Source organism: Streptomyces griseochromogenes (assembly GCF_001542625.1).
Lineage (GTDB): Bacteria > Actinomycetota > Actinomycetes > Streptomycetales > Streptomycetaceae > Streptomyces > Streptomyces griseochromogenes.
On the sequence record NZ_CP016279.1, the window covers coordinates 1865880 to 1884429 of the forward strand.

The 18550-nt window shown below is 72.2% G+C and carries 16 protein-coding genes and 1 pseudogene; 12 read left to right on the forward strand and 5 right to left on the reverse strand.

Translation table 11 applies throughout. The annotated features are described in order from the left end of the window. Positions 1-223: 223 nt before the first annotated feature. Positions 224-1447, reverse strand: a complete 1224-nt coding sequence (locus AVL59_RS08625) for an MFS transporter (RefSeq protein WP_067301151.1) — start codon at positions 1445-1447, stop codon at positions 224-226. Between the two features lie 47 nt (positions 1448-1494). Between AVL59_RS08625 and pdxR the strand changes: the two genes are divergently transcribed. Next, entirely contained in the window at positions 1495-2898 is a 1404-nt protein-coding gene (pdxR, locus tag AVL59_RS08630) for a MocR-like pyridoxine biosynthesis transcription factor PdxR (protein ID WP_067301154.1), read from the forward strand. Here pdxR and AVL59_RS08635 read toward each other — a convergent pair. Continuing rightward, positions 2895-4115 (reverse strand): PucR family transcriptional regulator, encoded by a 1221-nt coding sequence (locus AVL59_RS08635; protein WP_067301157.1) that lies wholly within the window; start codon positions 4113-4115, stop codon positions 2895-2897. The two genes, pdxR and AVL59_RS08635, sit on opposite strands and share 4 nt — an antisense overlap. Before the next feature lie 182 nt (positions 4116-4297). On the opposite strand from AVL59_RS08635, the gene AVL59_RS08640 reads away from it, so the two are divergent. From AVL59_RS08640 to AVL59_RS08650, 3 genes are all read left to right on the forward strand, one after another. Beyond that, positions 4298-5224, forward strand: a complete 927-nt coding sequence (locus tag AVL59_RS08640) for a proline dehydrogenase family protein (protein ID WP_067301160.1) — start codon at positions 4298-4300, stop codon at positions 5222-5224. 39 nt (positions 5225-5263) lie between these two features. Next, positions 5264-6895, forward strand: coding sequence for an L-glutamate gamma-semialdehyde dehydrogenase (pruA, locus tag AVL59_RS08645; protein ID WP_067301163.1), 1632 nt, complete (start codon positions 5264-5266; stop codon positions 6893-6895). Between the two features lie 126 nt (positions 6896-7021). Further along, complete coding sequence (locus AVL59_RS08650) at positions 7022-7561, forward strand: GNAT family N-acetyltransferase (RefSeq protein WP_067301165.1); 540 nt, start codon at positions 7022-7024, stop codon at positions 7559-7561. Positions 7562-7568: 7 nt separating this feature from the next. Here the strand turns inward: AVL59_RS08650 and AVL59_RS50320 are convergent, their stop codons facing one another. Then, positions 7569-7754 carry a hypothetical protein gene (locus tag AVL59_RS50320; RefSeq protein WP_067301168.1) on the reverse strand — a complete coding sequence of 62 codons (186 nt, stop codon included), beginning with the start codon at positions 7752-7754 and terminating at the stop codon, positions 7569-7571. Between AVL59_RS50320 and AVL59_RS53975 the strand changes: the two are divergent. Together AVL59_RS53975 and AVL59_RS55525 are read left to right on the forward strand one after the other, a co-directional pair. Next, a pseudogene (locus AVL59_RS53975) lies at positions 7747-8131 on the forward strand (hypothetical protein); the annotation flags it as partial. The gene AVL59_RS50320 and the pseudogene AVL59_RS53975 sit on opposite strands and share 8 nt — an antisense overlap. Positions 8132-8328: 197 nt before the next feature. Beyond that, positions 8329-8460: a hypothetical protein gene (locus tag AVL59_RS55525; RefSeq protein ID WP_015493350.1), complete on the forward strand. Its 132-nt coding sequence runs from the start codon at positions 8329-8331 to the stop codon at positions 8458-8460. An 89-nt stretch (positions 8461-8549) separates the two neighbouring features. On the opposite strand, the gene AVL59_RS08660 is transcribed toward AVL59_RS55525, so the two are convergent. Continuing rightward, complete coding sequence (locus AVL59_RS08660) at positions 8550-10136, reverse strand: purple acid phosphatase family protein (protein WP_067301171.1); 1587 nt, start codon at positions 10134-10136, stop codon at positions 8550-8552. Positions 10137-10279: 143 nt separating this feature from the next. Between AVL59_RS08660 and AVL59_RS08665 the strand changes: the two genes are divergently transcribed. Beyond that, positions 10280-11323: a 3-isopropylmalate dehydrogenase gene (locus AVL59_RS08665; RefSeq protein WP_067301174.1), complete on the forward strand. Its 1044-nt coding sequence runs from the start codon at positions 10280-10282 to the stop codon at positions 11321-11323. 240 nt (positions 11324-11563) lie between these two features. Then, positions 11564-12652, forward strand: coding sequence for a branched-chain amino acid aminotransferase (locus tag AVL59_RS08670; RefSeq protein WP_067301177.1), 1089 nt, complete (start codon positions 11564-11566; stop codon positions 12650-12652). Here AVL59_RS08670 and AVL59_RS08675 read toward each other — a convergent pair. After that, complete coding sequence (locus tag AVL59_RS08675; RefSeq protein WP_079146584.1) at positions 12649-14148, reverse strand: cytosine permease; 1500 nt, start codon at positions 14146-14148, stop codon at positions 12649-12651. The genes AVL59_RS08670 and AVL59_RS08675 overlap by 4 nt on opposite strands. A gap of 146 nt (positions 14149-14294) precedes the next feature. Here AVL59_RS08675 and ureA point away from each other — a divergent pair, with 146 nt between their 5' ends. From ureA to AVL59_RS08695, 4 genes are read left to right on the forward strand one after another with little or no spacing between them, the layout of a single operon-like run. Then, positions 14295-15002: an urease subunit gamma gene (gene ureA / locus AVL59_RS08680; protein ID WP_067301180.1), complete on the forward strand. Its 708-nt coding sequence runs from the start codon at positions 14295-14297 to the stop codon at positions 15000-15002. Beyond that, on the forward strand, positions 14999-16723 hold the full coding sequence (locus tag AVL59_RS08685) for an urease subunit alpha (protein WP_067301183.1): 1725 nt from the start codon (positions 14999-15001) through the stop codon (positions 16721-16723). The genes ureA and AVL59_RS08685 overlap by 4 nt, the downstream gene beginning before the upstream one ends. An 11-nt stretch (positions 16724-16734) precedes the next feature. Next, positions 16735-17775 carry an agmatine deiminase family protein gene (locus AVL59_RS08690; protein WP_067301186.1) on the forward strand — a complete coding sequence of 347 codons (1041 nt, stop codon included), beginning with the start codon at positions 16735-16737 and terminating at the stop codon, positions 17773-17775. An 18-nt stretch (positions 17776-17793) separates the two neighbouring features. Next, the gene (locus AVL59_RS08695) at positions 17794-18405 is read left to right on the forward strand and encodes a TetR/AcrR family transcriptional regulator (protein WP_067301189.1); all 612 of its coding nucleotides are present in this window, start codon (positions 17794-17796) and stop codon (positions 18403-18405) included. The last annotated feature ends 145 nt before the right edge of the window (positions 18406-18550 follow it).

Below are 18550 nucleotides of genomic sequence, written 5' to 3' on the forward strand. Positions count from 1 at the left end.
AGGGGGCGTGCGGGCGGCCCGGCACCGCCACCACCGGGTCGAGTTCGACGGCCCGTCCGGCACAGAACCGGCAGCAGTGGAAGCGGCCCGCTGCCCGGCGAGGGCCCACCCGCCTTCGAGGGCGATCGGGTCGATGGCCCGCTGTCCTGCGAGGGCCGCGAACCGGGCCTGAGGCAGAGCGGGAACACGGTGGGCGGGCCCCGGTCCGGCCGGTGCCGATGACTCACCCGGCGGTGCCGCGCGGGTCTTGCCCGGCTCCCGCGCTGCGCCCCTCACCGGCACGCCGGTCCCGCATCGCCGGGGCCAGCGCGCCCAGCATCGAGGCTGCCGTCAGCGTGAACGCCCACGGATACCCCGTGTGCCCCGCCAGGAGGCCGAAGCCCGCGGCGCCCGCCCCCATGCCCCCGTCGTAGGCGAGGTTCCACAGCGCGGTGACCGTGCCGTAGGAGGGGCGGGAGACACGGGTGTACATGAGGGCGAGGGTCGCGTTCTGGGCGACGCCGAATCCGGTCCCGAAGACCACCGCGCCCACGAGGACGGCGACCGGACCGGAGACCGCCGCCATGAGCGCCGTACCGGCGGCCGACAGCAGCAGCCCCGGGGTGATCAGCTGCCCGGAGCCGCGCCGGTCGCCGTACCGCCCCGCCGCCCAGCGGGCCGCGGTCGCGGTGGCGCTCTGCACCAGCAGCGCCGCCGTCGCCACACCGGCCGACCCGTGCGGCACGGCCAGCGGCAGGAACGTGACCAGGATGCCGGCGGCGAGCGCGGTGGTGGCGAAGACCGCCGCGGGGCGCCGCAGTCCGGTGTCGCGCAGGGCCTCCGCCATGCCGAGGGGCTTCGAGGCGGCGCCTTGCGCGGGCGCGGCCTCCCGCAGCCCCGGCACCGAGGGAATCGCCGCCAGCGCCGCCACGGCCGCGGCCACGGTGACCGGCCCGTACCCGACGTTCTGCGCGAGCCACACGCCCAGCGGCAGGGCGACCAGCGACGGGACGCCCCCGACCACGCCGACGAGGGCGAGCCCCTCGCCCCTGCGCTCCGCGGGGATCAGCGCGGCGGTCAGGGCGCCGCCCGCGACGAGGGTCAGGGCGAACCCCAGACCGCGCACCAGACAGAGGGCCGCGGTCCAGGCCGGCCCGTCGACCACGGACAGCGCCGGCGCGGGCGCGCCGAGCAGGAACAGCCCGGCCGTCAGCGGCCCCCGGTTCCCCCATCGGGCGACGATCCAGGGCCCGGCCAGCTCGCCCAGCACCGTGGACAGCATCAGCGCGCCGGTGGCGAGGCCCGCCCCGTCCCGGCCGGCGTGCGCGGGCACCGCCGACAGCAGCAGAAAGAAGTTCACCGTGGCGCCGACCATGCTCACGAACCGCAGCAGCAGAGGACGGGTCAGCAACGGTGGCCGCCCGCCCGAAGTCGCCGTTCGTGCAGGTGAGTTGGCATGTGTGGTCATGCGGTCGACGCTAGGGGGCGACCGGCCCCCCGGTAAGCTCCAATTCCATGCGTGTGCAGTGGGCCGGTCTGTCCCCCGAGTTGCTGCTGACCGTCGACCGGAGCAGCGGTGAACAGCTGCGCGCGCAACTGGAGAGGCAGTTGCGCGACGCGATACGGACCGGACGGCTGCGCGAGGACGAACGCCTGCCCTCGTCCCGCGAACTCGCCCGCAGTCTGGGCCTGTCCCGCGGCCTCGTCCAGGACTGCTACGCCCAGCTGCAGGCCGAGGGTTACCTGGTCACCCGCGTCGGCTCGGCCACCCGCGTGGCCCCCTGCGCGGGGCCCCCGGCACCGCCCGAACCCGCACCGCCCGCCGAACTCCCGCGCCTCGTCGCCGACTTCCGGCACGGCGTCCCCGACCTGGCCTCCTTCCCGCGCGCCGACTGGCTGTGGGCGATCAGGGAGGCGGCCCGCCGCATGCCCACGGCCGACCTCGACTACGGCGACCCGCGCGGCAGCCTGGCCCTGCGCACGGTCGTCGCGGGTTACCTGCGCCGGGTCCGTGCGGCCGCGGCCGCCCCCGCCCACATCCTCGTCTGCTCCGGCTACGCCCAGGGCCTCGGCCTCGCCCTCCAGGCCCTGGCCCGCACCGGCGTCCGCGCCGTCGCCCACGAGGACCCCGGCAGCCCCGCCACCGTGACGGCCTCCGTACGGGCGGCAGGTCTCACCCCGGTCCCGGTCCCGGTGGACGCGCACGGCATCGACGTACGGGCCCTGGACGCGACCGGAGCGCGCGTGGTGATCGTCACCCCCGCCCACCAGTGGCCGACGGGTGTCGTCCTCGCACCCGAACGCCGCCGAGCGCTCCTCGACTGGGCGCGGCGGCGCGACGCCTGCGTCATCGAGGACGACTACGACGCCGAGTTCCGCTACGACAAGGAGCCGGTCGGCGTGCTCCAGGGCCTCGCGGCCGACCGGGTCATCTCCATCGGCACGGTCAGCAAGTCCCTCGCGCCCGCCCTGCGCATCGGCTGGCTGCTGTGCCCGCCCGCGCTCACCGCGGGGCTCACCGAGCTGAAGCGGATCGCCGACCGCGGCACCCCGACCCTCGACCAGCTGGCCCTCGCCCTGCTCATCGAGTCCGGCCGCTACGACCGTCATCTGCGCCGCATGCGCACCCTGTACGCGGCCCGCTCCAAGGCCCTGCGCGCCGCCCTCGCCGCGCACGCCCCGGCGGTCCGCCTGACCGGGCTGGACGCGGGCTTCCACGCGGTGGCACACCTGCCCGGCGGGGCCGGGGAGGAGACGGTGATCGCCGCCGCGCGGGCCCGGGGCGTCGGCCTCTACGGCATGAGCGCCTGCCGCGCCGCGCCCGCTCCGGAGCCGCCCCGTCTGGTCCTGGGTTTCGGTGACGTCCCCGAGCGCGCGATCACGGAAGGCATCGCGGCGGTGGGGGACCTGCTCGGCTAGAGCCGCGCCCGCTTCAGCGCCATGTGCAGCAGCAGGCGGTCCTCGCCGTCGTCCAGATCCAGGCCGGTCAGCTGCTCCACGCGGGACAGACGGTAGTAGAGGGTCTGCCGGTGGATGCCGAGTTCGGCGGCCGTGCGGCCGGCCTGCCCCGCGCGGTCGAGGTAGACCTCGGCGGTGCGGGCCAGCTCCTGGTGGACGGGGGAGAGGAGCGGGCCCGCCACCGGGTCGTGGGCGGCCCCGGGCGGCAGTGCGGTCAGCAGCCGGTACGGCCCGATGCCCCGCCACTCGGCGACGGGCCCGAATCGCGGCTCGGCCAGCGCGGCCCGCGCGGCGGCGGAGGCCTCCTGCCAGAGCGCCCCCAGCTCGGCCAGCCCGGAGCGGGGTTCACCGACCCCGGCGGCGACCGCGGCACCCGGACCCGCCCTCCTCGTGGACGCGGGTACGGCGGCCCCCCGCGCCCCCTCCGCCTCCTTCAGCAGCCGCGCGGCCACGGTCAGCGCGGGCGCCCGCACATCCGCCGAGCGGAGCCGCACCAGGACCGCGAGGCTCTGCGTCGTCGCCCCCCACGCAACCGTGCACAGCGCCGTGGCGTGCGGGACCGTACGGGCGGACGGGGCCTCCTCGGGGTCGGCCGAGGGCCAGGGAGCGACGCAGACCAGGGTGTGCGGGGCGGCCGCGCGGGGGCCGAGGGCCGCGCGGAGTTCGCCCACCGCCATGTCCCGCTGCCAGCCGCTCTCCGCGGTCAGCACCGCCCGCAGCTCCCGGCTCAGACCGGCCCCCGCCTGCGCCTCGTCGGCGAGCAGCGCGCCGATCCGCTCCGTGACCCGCATGGCGGCCGTCAGCTGCGCGTCCGTCGGGCCCGGATCGTCCTCCAGCAGCCAGACGTAGCCGAGGACGACACCCCGATGGCGTACCGGCAGACAGATGCGCCCGCGGTAGACGCCGGCCTCCGGGGTCGGCGGAATCCGTACCGGTCCGCTCGCGCGCGTGATCCCGAAGCCCTCGAACCACGTCCGCACCGCGGCCGTGGACCGCCGGGTCAGGATCGAGCGGGTGCGCACCGGGTCCAGGGCGGACGGATCCAGGTCGCCCTCACTGTCGTACGCACCGAAGGCGATCAGCTCGAAGTCCCGGTTCTCCAGGGTCGCCGGGGCGCCCAGCAACTCCGAGATCTCGTCCACCAGCTCTTGGTAATCACCCTTGTAATCGGACGCCATTGGGGCATTCTCGCGCATTTTCGAGCCGCCTTCATACATCTGTCTGAGATCCAGTGCACTGATGCGTGACAGCTGTCGATGGCCGACGATCGGAGAGATCCTTAGGTTTCACGGTGGTTCTCCGTGCCGTACCCGAAAGGTCGGGTCACGGCCGTTTTGATGCTTGTCTGTGGAGGTGCCCCGTGCTGGGTCCCGTGATTCTCGCCGCGTCGCGCAGCGACCGGATGCGACGCCTTATCTCGGCGGCTCCGGTGACCAAGCAGGTCGTCGACCGCTTCATCCCCGGCGAGTCCGTGGCGGACATCGTTCCGATCATCAAGGACCTGACGGTCCAGGGTCTGGAGCTGACGATGGACGTCGTCGGCGAGGACATCACCACCCCCGAGCAGGCCACCGCCGCACGGGACGCCTACCTGGAGCTGATCGACCACCTCAGGCAGCTGGAGCTGGGCGAGAAGGTCGAGATGTCCGTCAAGCTGTCCATGTTCGGCCAGGCGCTGGAGGGCGGCCACGAGCTGGCCCTCGCGAACGTCCGCCCGGTCGTCGAGGCCGCCGCCGCCATCGGCACGACCGTCACCCTCGACGCCGAGGACCACACCACCCTCGACTCGATGTTCGCCATCCACGAGGAGCTGCGGAAGGACTTCCCGCAGACCGGCTGCGTCATCCAGGCCTACCTCTTCCGCACCGAGGCCGACGCCCGCCGCCTCGCCGCCGCCGGCAGCCGCGTGCGCCTGGTCAAGGGCGCCTACAAGGAGCCCGCCGAGGTCGCCTTCCAGCAGAAGCACGAGATCGACAAGGCCTACGTGCGCATCCTGAAGACGCTGATGGAGGGCGAGGGCTACCCGATGATCGGGTCCCACGACCCCCGCCTGATCGCCATCGCCCAGGAGCTGGCCCACCAGGCCGGGCGCAAACTGGACGAGTACGAGTTCCAGATGCTCTACGGCATCCGCAGCGACGAGCACCTGCGGCTGGCCGCCGAGGGCCACCGCATGCGCGTCTACACCGCCTACGGCACCGACTGGTACGGCTACTTCATGCGGAGGCTCGCCGAGAAGCCGGCGAACCTGCGCTTCTTCGTCCGCTCGATGATCAGCAAAGGCTGAGCCCGAACACCCGCTCACGTACAAGGAGTCAAGGATCTCATGGACGCTGTGACCCAGGTCCCCACCCCCGTCAACGAGCCGGTGCACGGCTACGCCCCCGGCTCGCCCGAGCGCGCCCGCCTGGAGGCCAAGCTCAAGGAGCTGGCCGAGAACCCGATCGACCTGCCGATGACCATCGGCGGCGAGCGGCGGATGGGCGGCGGCGAGGCCTTCCAGGTGGTCCAGCCGCACAACCACAAGGCCGTCATCGGCACCCTGCGCAACGCCACCCGGCAGGACGCCCAGGACGCCATCGACGCGGCCCTGGCCGCCGCGCCGGCCTGGCGCGCGATGTCCTTCGACGACCGCGCGGCGATCATCCTGCGCGCCGCCGAGCTGCTGGCCGGCCCGTGGCGCGAGACCATCGCCGCCTCCACCATGCTCGGCCAGTCCAAGACCGCCCAGCAGGCCGAGATCGACACCCCCTGCGAGCTGGTCGACTTCTGGCGCTTCAACGTCCACTACGCCCGCCAGATCCTGGCCGAGCAGCCCCCGGCCAACTCCCCGGGCGTCTGGAACCGCATGGACCACCGCCCGCTGGAGGGCTTCGTCTACGCGATCACGCCGTTCAACTTCAGCGCCATCGCGGGCAACCTGCCGACGGCTCCGGCTCTCATGGGCAACGTCGTCGTCTGGAAGCCGAGCCCGACCCAGACCCACGCGGCCGTCCTGCTCATGCGGCTGCTGGAGGAGGCGGGCCTGCCCAAGGGCGTCATCAACCTCGTCACCGGTGACGGCATCGAGGTCTCCGAGGTCGCCCTGGTCCACCGCGACCTCGCGGGCATCCACTTCACCGGCTCGACCAAGACCTTCCAGTACCTGTGGAAGACGGTCGGCAACAACATCGAGAAGTACCGCACCTACCCGCGCCTGGTCGGCGAGACCGGTGGCAAGGACTTCCTGGTCGCCCACCCGAGCGCCGACCGCGCGGTCCTGAAGACCGCCCTGACCCGCGGTGCCTTCGAGTACCAGGGCCAGAAGTGCTCGGCGACCTCCCGCGCCTACATCCCGGCCTCCATCTGGAACTCGGGCTTCAAGGAGGAGTTCGCGGCCGAGGTCGACTACCTGACCATGGGTGACGTCACCGACCTGTCGAACTTCATCGGCGCCGTGATCGACGACCGTGCCTTCGCCAAGAACAAGGCCGCCATCGACCGTGCCAAGGAGGACCCGACCTGCACGATCGTCGCGGGCGGCAGCTACGACGACTCGGTCGGCTACTTCGTCCGCCCGACCGTCATCGAGTCCACCGACCCGGAGAACGAGATCTTCCGCACCGAGTACTTCGGTCCGGTCCTCGGCATCCACGTCTACGAGGACGACAAGTACGACGAGATGCTGGAGCAGATGGAGTCGGTCTCCGACTACGCCCTGACCGGCGCGGTCATCTCCGACGACCGCGCCGCGGCCGCGTACACGATGGACAAGCTCCGCTACGCGGCGGGCAACTTCTACATCAACGACAAGTCGACCGGCGCCGTCGTCGGCCAGCAGCCCTTCGGCGGCGGCCGCGCCTCCGGCACGAACGACAAGGCCGGCGCCCCGCAGAACCTGCTGCGCTGGACCCTGACCCGCGCCATCAAGGAGACGCTGGTCCCGCCGACCGACTACACGTACCCGCACATGGGCTGATCAGCCCCCACGAACACGGGCCGGGAAGCCTGCCGCAGGAGCAGGCTTCCCGGCCCGTTCCCATCTTCCGGCGGTCGAGGAAGTTTCCGGAGGACGCCAGGGCGTGGGCCGGGAGATAGTGGGGCCATGGCCCACCGACTCCGCCTCGCCCACACCGCTGACCTCGACCCCGCCGAACTCCACGCCGCCCGCTCCTTGTTGGACACGGCGTTCGAGGGGGGCTTCTCCGCCGAGGACTGGGACCACGGGCTCGGCGGTCTGCACGTCCTCGTCCAGGACGGCGCCGGGCTCGCCGCGCACGGCGCCGTCGTGATGCGGCGCATCCGGCACCGGGGGCGCTGGCTGCGCACCGGGTACGTCGAGGCCGTCGCCGTACGTCCCGATGCGCGACGCAAGGGGCTGGGCGGGCGGGTGCTGGGAGAACTGGAGCGGGTGATCGAGCGGGCGTACGACCTCGGTGCGCTCTCGGCCAGCCCCGAAGGGGCCCTGCTGTACACCGCCCGGGGCTGGCAGCGGTGGGCCGGCCAGGTGCACGGCCTGTCGCCGGACGGGATCGTACGGCTGCCGGAGGAGGAAGGGGACATGTACGTGTGGCCCGCGCTCGCCGGGCCGCTCGACCCCGCCCGGGAGTTCGTCCTCGACTGGCGCGACGGAGACGTCGCCTGACGGGAGTTCAGGGCGTCGCGCGGACCAGGAGCTCGAACCCGTCCACCACCGTCTCGTCCGGCACGAGCGCCCCGCTGCGCAGATGCGGCACGGCGAAGTCGTACAACTCCACCTGCGCGTCCCGGTGGCCGCGCACCACGAAGCCCTCGATGCGCAGCCTCTTCTCCGCCGCGACCGCCCGGCTCGGCGCCACCCGGTCCGCCGGGAACGGCGAGATCGCCGGGCCGCTGCGGATCGCCGCCTTCCGCGGCGCGTCCCTATCTGCTGCCGCCCGCCCTGGAACGGCCGGCCGCCCTGCACCCCGGCCTCGACGCGAGCGTCACCGTCGTACGGGAACTGGGGTCCGGCACCGCGGGGCCAGCGCTCTCCCTGACCGCGGCCCCGCCCACCGTGGTGGTCACCGAGCTCGGACCGGACCGCCCGCACCGCTCGGTCGGCTATGTCACCACCCCCGAGCCGGCCGCGACGTCCGCCGTTCGGGCGCTCGTCCGGGAGTTGCGCTCCCCCCCCACCCCCGTATGGGAAAGGCGCAGTTCACAGCGGTGTGACCCGATCCGCCGTCTCAGATAGTAGGAAGTCCGAGTAATTGTGGAGACAGGCGCGGCCCGCTCCCTTACTTTTGTAGGAGCCGAACGTCTCGCTCGATCAAGCGAATGGCGGTCGTGAGCCGGGCCCCGTGCAGGCAACCCCTGCGGCACCGCTCCCCGCCCTCCGGCGTCTCGTAACCCCCCTTGCCGCACTCCGGTTTGCCGAAGGAGTCGATTTTCATGGCCGAGACGACCGTCCGCCGCCGAGTCCGCCACGTGTCCCGCACGAGCGAGTCCGACCGCAAGAACGCCGCCGCCGCGCTCCAGCGCGCCCTCGACCGCCGCGACAACGGCGGTGAGACCGGCCACTGAGCCGCCACTGATCCGGGAGCCGCACCCTCCCCCCCCACTCCGGGCTTCGCTCGAGCGGGGGGAGGAACCCCATGAGGTGCGGCGCGGTCTCACCCGCCGCGCCGCACCTCGAAGTGGTCGATCCGCCGCCCGTCCCCGGCGAGCGCCGACACCGTGAGCCTCGGGGACGGACCCGGCCGCGCCTCCACCGCGAGGAGCGAGAAGCCGGTGTACCGCACCCGCGACCACTGAGCCGTCTCGGGAGCGCGCTCCTTGTCCTTGGTCCAGTGGAAGGTCTCCACCGCGTCGTGCCGGGTGACGTGGCCCTCGTAGCTGTCCTTGACGCCCGAGGGGAAGGAGTACAGATCCCGGCCGCCGCCGCCCGCGGTGACGTACACGATCCCGTCCCGCGCGGGGTCCGTGGAGCCGCCGACCGGCACCTCCCGGCCGACCTGTCCGTCCTTGATCGCGTCCGTGCGCTCGTAGACGTGGTTGTGTCCGTTGATCACCAGGTCCACCCGGTGCCTGGCGAACAGCGGCAGCCACTCGGCCCGCACCCCGCCGTCGGAGGCGTGCTGCGAGGTGGAGTACGCGCAGTGGTGGAAGAAGACGACCACGAAGTCCACGCCCGGCGTCGCCCGCAGCTCGCCGAGCCGCGCGTCCAGCCACTTGGTCTGGCGGCCGCCGCTCAGCCCGAGGTTGACGGGAATCTCGTAGGACACGTCGTTGGCGTCCAGCGCCACGAAGCCCGTGTTGCCGTAGACGAACGAGTAGGCGCCCGGTGTCCCGTGCGGGTCGAAGCCGTTGTCCGGCAGGGAGAAACGGGCCAGCTGGCCGCCGTAGCCGTCCGGCGAGTACCAGGCCTCCATGTCGTGGTTGCCGGTCGTCACCATCCACGGCACCGACCTGGCGACCGGCTCGTTCTGCTTCAGGAACCGGTCCCAGAACGTGGGGTCGTAGCCGTCGGAGGTCTGCCCGGTGCCGTTGACGTCCGCGTAGCAGATGTCGCCGGCGTGCAGATGGAAGGCGGGGTCCTGGCGCAGCACCAGGTGGTCGTTGGCGCTCGCCGCCTGCCCCACGCCCTGGTCGCCGAAGGCGGTGAAGACGAAGCGCTCCGTGCTCGCGGGTGCCGTACGGAAGGCAGCGATGGCGGAGCGGTGCGCGGGAGCGGACGGGTCCCAGCCTTCGTGGCCCACGCCGTAGTAGTACGTCGTGCCGGGCCTGAGCCCGTCCAGGGCCGCGTGCACGTAGTACTGCTCGACGGCCGGCCGCACCCCCTGCACACCGGGCGTGTGGAGTTCGCGCACCTCGGCCTCCACCCTCCGGCCGAGGTCGTCGGGGCGCAGCCCGACGCGCACGTACGGCCGCCTCACCGCGAACGGCACCTGCCAGGAGACACGCATCCGCGTCTTCGGATCGGCGCCGAAGGCCAGATGGCGGCCGAAGGGGCGGACCACCGAGCCGGACACCCGCGAGGCGGCCCGGGCCGGGCGCCCCGTCGCGCCGGATCGGCCGGAGCAGCCGGTGAGCAGGCCGCCCGCCACCGCGCCCGCCGTCACCAGGGTGCGGCGGCGCATCAGCCGGGTGCGCAGGTACTCGTACTGCTCGGCCATGCTCATCCGCTCCGCGAGCGGGCGCGGGATGCCGACGTCGGGTACGGGGGGTTCGGGGGGTGTCCCCCCGGAAAACGCAGCCATGCCGGGGAATTTTCCACGGGGTCCCAACACCCGTGCCACGTACGGGTGAACGCCAGCCGACGGGGGGACACCCGCAACCCGTCCGGGTGTCCGCATGGCGGACATGGCATGTCATCACCTGGGACGAGGAGTAGGGTGCCGACATGTCTCGCAGCATCAATCTCGCAGTGATCCCCGGTGACGGCATCGGTCAGGAGGTCGTGGCCGAGGGTCTGAAGGTCCTCTCCGCCGTCCTGCCGCAGGATGTGAAGCTGGAGACCAAGGAGTACGACTTCGGCGCCAAGCGCTACCACGCCACCGGTGAGACCCTCACCGACGCCGACCTCGCCGCCCTCAAGCAGCACGACGCCATCCTGCTCGGCGCCATCGGCGACCCGTCGGTGCCCTCGGGCGTCCTGGAGCGCGGCTTCCTGCTCAAGCTCCGCTTCGCCTTCGACCACCACGTCAACCTGCGCCCGTCCAAGCTGCTCCCCGGTGTCGCCACACCGCTGGCCGGCCAGCCGGAGATCGACTTCGTCGTGGTCCGCGAGGGCACCGAGGGTCCCTACACGGGCAACGGCGGCACCATCCGCAAGGGCACCGAGCACGAGGTCGCCACCGAGGTCTCCGTCAACACCGCCTTCGGTGTCGAGCGGGTGGTCCGCGACGCCTTCGCGCGCGCCCAGGCCCGCCCGCGCAAGAAGCTCACGCTGGTCCACAAGAACAACGTGCTGACCTTCGCCGGGCATCTGTGGACGAGCGTCTTCAACAAGGTCGGCGCGGAGTACCCCGAGGTCGAGACCGACTACATCCACGTCGACGCGGCGACCATCTACCTGGTCACCCAGCCCGAGCGGTTCGACGTGATCGTCACCGACAACCTCTTCGGCGACATCATCACCGACCTCGCCGCGGCCGTCTCCGGCGGCATCGGTGTGGCCGCCTCCGGCAACATCAACCCCAGCGGCGCATTCCCGTCCATGTTCGAGCCGGTCCACGGCTCGGCCCCGGACATCGCCGGTCAGGGCAAGGCCGACCCCACGGCCACCGTGCTGTCGGTCGCCCTGCTGCTGCGCCACCTCGGCTACGAGGCCGAGGCCGACCGCATCGACGAGGCGGTCGCCGTGGACCTCACAGAACGCGTCGGGAAGCCGGTCCGCAGCACCTCCGGGATCGGCGACGCGCTCGCCGTACGTGTAGCCGGCTGACCCGCGCTGCACACCAAGCCGCCGGGTCGCATCCGCACCCGGCGGCTTTTCCTATCCGGTCGCCGGGTGCCACCATCAACCCTGGGCCGCGTTCACCCCGATTCCTTCCGGCCGCGACTCCGCGCGATAATCGAACGCGGAGCCGCGTTATGAGGGAATGCTCGGACGTCCTACCACTGGCCACCGGTCGTGCGGGCGTGTATTGCGGCCGACACTACAACCGGTGAAGGACAACCACTCATGACGACGCCCACGATCGAGCTCAAGCCGTCCGCCCATCCGCTCGCCGCCGCGGAGCGCGAGGCGATCCTGGCCAGCCCCGGATTCGGCCGCCACTTCACCGACCACATGGTGACGATCAAGTGGACCGAGGGCCGCGGCTGGCACGACGGCCAGCTTGTTCCGTACGCGCCGATCCCCCTCGACCCGGCCACCAACGTCCTGCACTACGCCCAGGAGATCTTCGAGGGCCTGAAGGCCTACCGCCAGCCCGACGGCTCGGTCGCCACCTTCCGCCCCGACCAGAACGCCAAGCGCTTCCAGCGCTCCGCGCGCCGCCTGGCCATGCCGGAGCTGCCGGTCGAGACGTTCGTCGAGGCCTGCGACGCCCTGGTCCGGCAGGACCAGGACTGGGTGCCCGCGCACGGCGGCGAGGAGTCCCTCTACCTGCGCCCGTTCATGATCGCCACCGAGGTCGGCCTGGGCGTCAAGCCCGCCAACGAATACCTCTTCATCGTCATCGCCTCCCCGGCCGGCGCCTACTTCCCGGGCGGCGTGAAGCCGGTGTCGATCTGGGTCTCCGAGGACCGCGTCCGCGCCGTCCCCGGCGGCATGGGCGACGCCAAGACCGGCGGCAACTACGCGGCCTCCCTGCTCGCCCAGGCCGAGGCGGCCGCCAAGGGCTGCGACCAGGTCTGCTACCTCGACGCGGTGGAGCACCAGTGGGTCGAGGAACTCGGCGGTATGAACCTGTACTTCGTGTACGGGAACAAGATCGTCACGCCCACGCTCACCGGCTCCATCCTGGAGGGCGTCACCCGTGACTCCCTGCTGGCCGTCGCCCGCGACCTCGGCTACGAGTCCGAGGAGGGCCGCGTCTCCGCCGCGCAGTGGCAGCGCGACGCCGAGAACGGCACCCTCACCGAGGTCTTCGCCTGCGGTACCGCGGCCGTGATCACGCCGGTCGGCACCGTCAAGCGCGCGAGCGCCGAGTGGAAGCAGTCCGGCTCAGAGCCCGGCGAGGTCACTCTGCGCCTGCGTCAGGCTCTCCTGGACATCCAGCGCGGTACGGCCGCGGACCAGCACGGGTGGATGCACAAGATCGGTTAAGTACGCGGTTCGAGGTGGCGCGAAGGGGCGTCGGGCGTCTGCGGGTCTGTTGTGGTTGATCGCGCACCCGCGGCGGTGGCCGCACAGGGGACACGGCCCCGCGCCCCTTCGGGGCGCTGCTCGGTGAACGTCAGCAGCAGGTACACCGCGCCGCCGACCGCCCCCGACAGCAGGAAGCTGCAGTCCACGCCGCCGGTCAGGCTCAGCAGCGGGCCCTGGTACGACGGCAGGGACACGGCCAGTAGGCCGACCCCGGCGCCCAGCGCCCAGGAGACGGTCGCCCGCGTGTTCCAGCCGGCCCGGTACCAGTAGATCCCGCCCCGCGAACGGCGGTTGAAGACCTGTATGGCGTCGGCGTCGTACACCCCGCGGCAGCGGGCGAAGCCGATGAGGGTGATGACCGCCCACGGCGTGCCGATGGCGGTGAGCAGCAGCACGAAGGACGTCATCGCGGACTGCGCGTTCCAGGCGTAGTGGCCGGCGAAGACACAGACGGTGGCCACGATCGCGACCGTGCAGGTGGCGCGGGCCCGGGAGGCGCGGGGCAGGATCGCGTCCAGGTCCAGGCCCATCGAGTACAGCATCAGGCCCGCGTTGCCGACCGAACCGGCGGAGGCTGACAGCAGCAGCGGGACCAGGTACCAGGCGGGGGAGGCGGACACCAGCGGCCCCGCGTAGTCCGTCGCCGCCCGGGCCGCGTACGCGGTGAACGTGCCGAACAGCTGGGGGACCAGCAGGCCGAGGACCAGGCCGAGCCAGGTGGCGTGCAGGACACGGCGGCCGGAGTGGCGGGCGGGGGAGATGTAGCGGGTGTAGTCGCCGAGCAGGGTGATGAAGGCGATCGGCCCGGACAGCCCGGCGGCCACCGCGGCCAGGAACCAGGTCGGCCAGAAGGAGCCCAGCAGGTAGCCGCCCGCGCCCGGCAGCGCCGAGGTGGTGAAGTGCGGGGCGTAGGCGAAGATCCCGAGGGCCAGCAGGGCCGTCATGCCGATCGCGAGGACGCGGGACATGGCGAGCAGCACCCGGTAGCCGTAGACCGCGCCCGCGACGGTCGCCGCGGCGAGCACCGCGTAGACGACGGCGTACGACACCCCGTCCGCGGGCAGCCCGAAGAGCCGGCCGAGGACGCCCAGCATCACGTCCCCGCCGATCCACACCGTCAGCGCGGTGTAGCCGAGGGCGAGCAGCAGACCCACGACCGAGCCGACCAGCCGGCCGCGCACGCCGAAGTGGGCGCCGGAGGAGGTGGAGAGGTTGGTCGCGGTCCGCAGGGAGATCAGCGCCAGCGGGGCCGTGAACAGCGTGCCCACCACCGTGCCCGCCACGATCGCGCTCACCGACGCCCACCAGCCGAGCCCGAAGGACGGCGGCAGCCAGCCGAAGATGATCACTCCGAGGCAGAGGTTCGAGCCGAGCAGGATCGAGACGAGATCGCTCGGACCACTGGTCCGCTCCTCGTCCGGGATGGTGTCGACTCCGCGCTGTTCTATCGGCATGGGCCGGTCTCCTTCGACTGCCGCCTTCAGTGTTTGAGCGACGTTCAATGTGACGTGAAGCCTGGCCCTGGGTCAATGCTTCTGTTTCATGAATTCTGCGTTTAGAGTGATGCTCTAAATTGAGGAAGGCAAGGAGGTGCCGCGTCGTGAGACTCACTCCCACGGAACGTGACCGGCTGCTGCTCTTCGGAGCCGCCGAGCTGGCCCGGGCCCGCCGGGCGCGCGGCCTCAGGCTCAACGTGCCGGAGGCGACCGCGCTGATCGCGGACACCGTCTGCGAGGCCGCACGGGACGGCCGGCGGCTCGCGGAGGCCATCGAGGCGGCCCGGTCGGTCCTCGGTCCCGCGGACGTGCTGCCGGGCGTCGCCGACGTCGTCACCGAGGTGATGGTCGAGGCGGTCTTCGACGACGGCTCCCGGCTCGCGGTGGTCTGCGACCCCATCGGAGGCGGCCTCGGCGAGCACGCTCCCGGCGCGCTGCTCCCCGGCCCCGTGCACGCCGACCCGGAGCCGGCCGTCCGGCTCGCGGTCACCAACACCGCGACCGTGCCGGTCTCCGTCACCTCCCACTTCCACTTCTTCGAGGCCAACCCGCGCCTGGACTTCGTACGGGAGCACGCCTACGGCATGCGGCTCGCCGTACCCGCCGGGTCCTCGGTCCGGTTCGGGCCCGGGGAGAGCGCGGAAGTCGGTCTCGTACCGATCGGCGGCGAGCGGATCGCGATCGGCTTCGCCGGGCTGGTCGACGGGCCGCTGGACGCACCGGGAGCCCGGGAAGAGGCCCTGCGCAGGGCCGCAGCCTGCGGATATCTGGGAGTCACGCACACCGTCACGCAGGAAGGAGGCGAGCGATGAGCCGCTCGAAGGGACGCGAGATCGACGAGTCGATCCACGTTGACCCGCATGCCTACGCCGCCACCCACGGCCCCCGCGCCGGCGACCGTGTCCGTCTCGGTGACTCGGGGCTGGTGATCCGGGTCGAGTCGGACGCCCAGAAGTACGGCGACGAGTTCCTGGCCGGCTTCGGCAAGACCGCCCGCGACGGGCTGCACCTCAAGGCCGCGGCCGTCCGCGAGACCTGTGACGTCGTGATCAGCAACGTCGTCGTGATCGACGCGGTGCAGGGCATCCGCAAGGTGTCCGTCGGGATCCGGGAAGGCCGCATCTGCGGCATCGGGCGCGCCGGCAACCCCGACACCCTGGACGGTGTCGACGTCGTCGTCGGCACGGGTACCTCGATCGTCTCCGGCGAGGGGCTGATCGCCACCGCCGGTGCCGTGGACACCCACGTCCACCTGCTGTCGCCGCGCATCATGGAGGCATCCCTCGCCTCCGGTGTGACCACGATCATCGGGCAGGAGTTCGGCCCGGTGTGGGGCGTCGGCGTCAACTCGCCCTGGGCGCTGCGTCACGCCTTCAACGCCTTCGACGCCTGGCCGGTCAACATCGGCTTCCTGGGCCGGGGTTCGTCCTCGCACAGCGCTCCGCTGATCGAGGCGCTGGCCGAGGGCGGCGCGTCCGGCTTCAAGGTGCACGAGGACATGGGCGCCCACACCCGCGCGCTGGACACCGCCCTGCGGGTCGCCGAGGACCACGACGTCCAGGTGGCCCTGCACAGCGACGGCCTGAACGAGTGCCTGTCGGTCGAGGACACCCTGCGTGTCCTGGAGGGCCGCACGATCCACGCCTTCCACATCGAGGGCTGCGGCGGCGGACACGTCCCCAACGTCCTGAAGATGGCCGGTGTCCCGAACGTCATCGGCTCCTCCACCAACCCCACCCTGCCCTTCGGCCGGGACGCGGTCGCCGAGCACTACGGCATGATCGTCTCCGTCCACGACCTGAAGACCGACCTGCCCGGCGACGCGGCGATGGCCCGCGACCGCATCCGGGCCGGCACCATGGGCGCCGAGGACGTCCTGCACGACCTGGGCGCGATCGGCATCACCTCCTCCGACGCCCAGGGCATGGGCCGCGCGGGCGAGACGGTCCGCCGCACCTTCGCCATGGCCGGGAAGATGAAGGCCGAGCTCGGCCCGATGGAGGGCGACGGCCGGGGCGACGACAACGCCCGCGTCCTGCGGTACATGGCCAAGCTGACCATCAACCCGGCCATCGCCCACGGCCTCGCGCACGAGGTCGGCTCGATCGAGGTCGGCAAGCTCGCCGACATCGTGCTGTGGCGCCCCGAGTACTTCGGCGCCAAGCCGCAGCTCGTCCTCAAGTCCGGCTTCCCGGCCTACGGCGTGGTGGGCGACCCCAACGCGGCCACCGACACCTGCGAACCCCTCGTGCTGGGCCCGCAGTTCGGCTCGTACGGTGCCACGGCCGCCGACATCTCGGTCGCCTTCGTCGCGCAGGCCGCCGTCGACCAGGGAGGCGACGCGATGCCCACGCGCCGCCGCAGGGTCGCCGTGCGCGGCACCCGGGGCATCGGCCCGGCCGACCTGCGGCTGAACGCCCGCGTCGGCGCGGTCGACGTCGACCGGCGCACCGGCCTGGTCACCCTCGACGGCGACCCGCTCAGCTCCGCGCCCGCCGACACCGTCTCCCTCAACCGCCTCTACTTCCTCTAAGGACCCGCGAGATGACCACCCCCGCAGCCGACGGCTTCCGCATGCCCGCCGAGTGGACCCCGCACGAGCGCACCTGGATGGCGTGGCCGGGCCCCAACCCCACCTTCGACGACCCGGACGACCTCCGTCTGTCCCGCATGGCCTGGGCGTCGGTGGCCCGGGCGGTCCTCCGCTTCGAACCGGTGACGGTCGTGTGCGGCTTCGGCCAGTCGGCGCAGGCGCAGACGCTGCTGGGCCCGGGCGTCGAGACCGTCGAGCGCGACCTGGACGACGCCTGGATGCGCGACATAGGCCCCACCTTCCTCACCGACGGCAAGGGCGAACTGGCCGCCGTGGACTGGACGTTCAACGGCTGGGGCGCCCAGGACTGGGCCCGCTGGGAGCACGACTCCAAGATCGCCGCGTACGTCAGCGACCTCGCGGGCGCGAAGACGTACGCCTCGAAGCTGGTCAACGAGGGCGGCGCGATCCACGTCGACGGCGAGGGCACCGTGCTGCTCACCGAGACCGTGCAGCTGGGCCCCGAGCGCAACCCGGACTGGACGAAGGAGCAGGTCGAGGCCGAGATCCACGCCCACCTCGGCACCAGCAGGGCGATCTGGCTGCCGCGCGGCCTGACCGGCGACTACCCTCCCCACGGCTTCGGCACCCTCGGCCACGTCGACATCGTCGCCGCCTTCGCCCGCCCCGGCGTGGTCGTCGCGCACCACCAGCCGGACCCGGCCCACCCCGACCACGAGGTCACCAAGGAGGTCATCGGCCTCCTGAAGTCGGCGACCGACGCGCGCGGCCGCAAGCTGGAGGTGGTCGAGGTGCCCGCCCCGACCGTCCTGGAGGCCGACGGCCACTGGGCCGACTACTCCTACATCAACCACTACCTCTGCAACGGCGGCGTCGTGCTGTGCGGCTTCGACGACCCGCGTGACGAGATCGCCGCCGGGATCTTCCGCCGTCTCTTCCCGGAGCGGACGGTGACCCTGGTGGACGCCCGTACGATCTTCTCCGGTGGTGGTGGCATCCACTGCATCACCCAGCAGCAGCCGAAGGTCTGACACACACAGGAGCAGCAGATGGCCGGTGCGGCCCGTGCGCGCAGGAACGCGCCGCCGCGCGAGGAGGTTCTCGCCGCCGCCATGGACATGATCGCCGAGCGCGGTCTGGAGAAACTCACCATGGCGGGGCTCGGCCGCGAGGTCGGGATGAGCAGCGGCCATCTGCTGTACTACTTCCGCTCCAAGGACGAACTGCTGCTGCGGACCCTGGAGTGGAGCGAGGGCAGGCTGGGTGCCGAGCGCGGCCGCCTGCTCACCCGGGAGGGATCCGCCGCGGAGCGCCTGGAGGCGTACGTCGACCTGTACGTCCCCGACGGCCACCGAGACCCGCACTGGACGCTGTGGCTGGAGGTGTGGAACCGCTCGCAGAACGCCGACGACGAGGCCCGCGAGCGGCAGGCCGCCATCGAGGGCGCCTGGCATCGCGATCTGGTCGCCCTGATCGCGGAGGGCATCTCGCGCGGCGAGTTCCGCCCGGTGGACGCCGACCGCCACGCGGCCCGGCTGCGCGCCCTGCTGGACGGCTTCTCCATCCATGTCGCCATCGGTCTGCGCGGCACGGACCGGGAGCAAGTGATCGCCCACGTCCGGGAGTTCCTCGCGGAGACACTCCTCGCGACGGACGCCTGACGACCGCATCCTGAGACGGTCGGTGAGCCGGGGGCGACGTTGTGCGAGACTTCCCCCGTGCTCTCGTTCGCCATGATTATTGGCAGCAGGCGCGCCGGTCCGCAGTGACCACACGTACGACCAGGTACGGGTGGCCACCGTCGTC

Coding starts and splice junctions, on each gene's coding strand:
- pruA (WP_067301163.1), top strand. CDS start 5,264: ATGGACGCTGTGACCCAGGTCCCCACCCCCGTCAACGAGCCGGTGCAC.
- AVL59_RS08660 (WP_067301171.1), bottom strand. CDS start 10,136: ATGGCTGCGTTTTCCGGGGGGACACCCCCCGAACCCCCCGTACCCGAC.
- AVL59_RS08685 (WP_067301183.1), top strand. CDS start 14,999: ATGAGCCGCTCGAAGGGACGCGAGATCGACGAGTCGATCCACGTTGAC.
- AVL59_RS08625 (WP_067301151.1), bottom strand. CDS start 1,447: ATGACCACACATGCCAACTCACCTGCACGAACGGCGACTTCGGGCGGG.
- AVL59_RS08670 (WP_067301177.1), top strand. CDS start 11,564: ATGACGACGCCCACGATCGAGCTCAAGCCGTCCGCCCATCCGCTCGCC.
- AVL59_RS08690 (WP_067301186.1), top strand. CDS start 16,735: ATGACCACCCCCGCAGCCGACGGCTTCCGCATGCCCGCCGAGTGGACC.
- AVL59_RS08675 (WP_079146584.1), bottom strand. CDS start 14,148: ATGCCGATAGAACAGCGCGGAGTCGACACCATCCCGGACGAGGAGCGG.
- AVL59_RS08635 (WP_067301157.1), bottom strand. CDS start 4,115: ATGGCGTCCGATTACAAGGGTGATTACCAAGAGCTGGTGGACGAGATC.
- AVL59_RS08650 (WP_067301165.1), top strand. CDS start 7,022: ATGGCCCACCGACTCCGCCTCGCCCACACCGCTGACCTCGACCCCGCC.
- AVL59_RS55525 (WP_015493350.1), top strand. CDS start 8,329: ATGGCCGAGACGACCGTCCGCCGCCGAGTCCGCCACGTGTCCCGCACG.
- AVL59_RS08695 (WP_067301189.1), top strand. CDS start 17,794: ATGGCCGGTGCGGCCCGTGCGCGCAGGAACGCGCCGCCGCGCGAGGAG.
- AVL59_RS08665 (WP_067301174.1), top strand. CDS start 10,280: ATGTCTCGCAGCATCAATCTCGCAGTGATCCCCGGTGACGGCATCGGT.
- pdxR (WP_067301154.1), top strand. CDS start 1,495: ATGCGTGTGCAGTGGGCCGGTCTGTCCCCCGAGTTGCTGCTGACCGTC.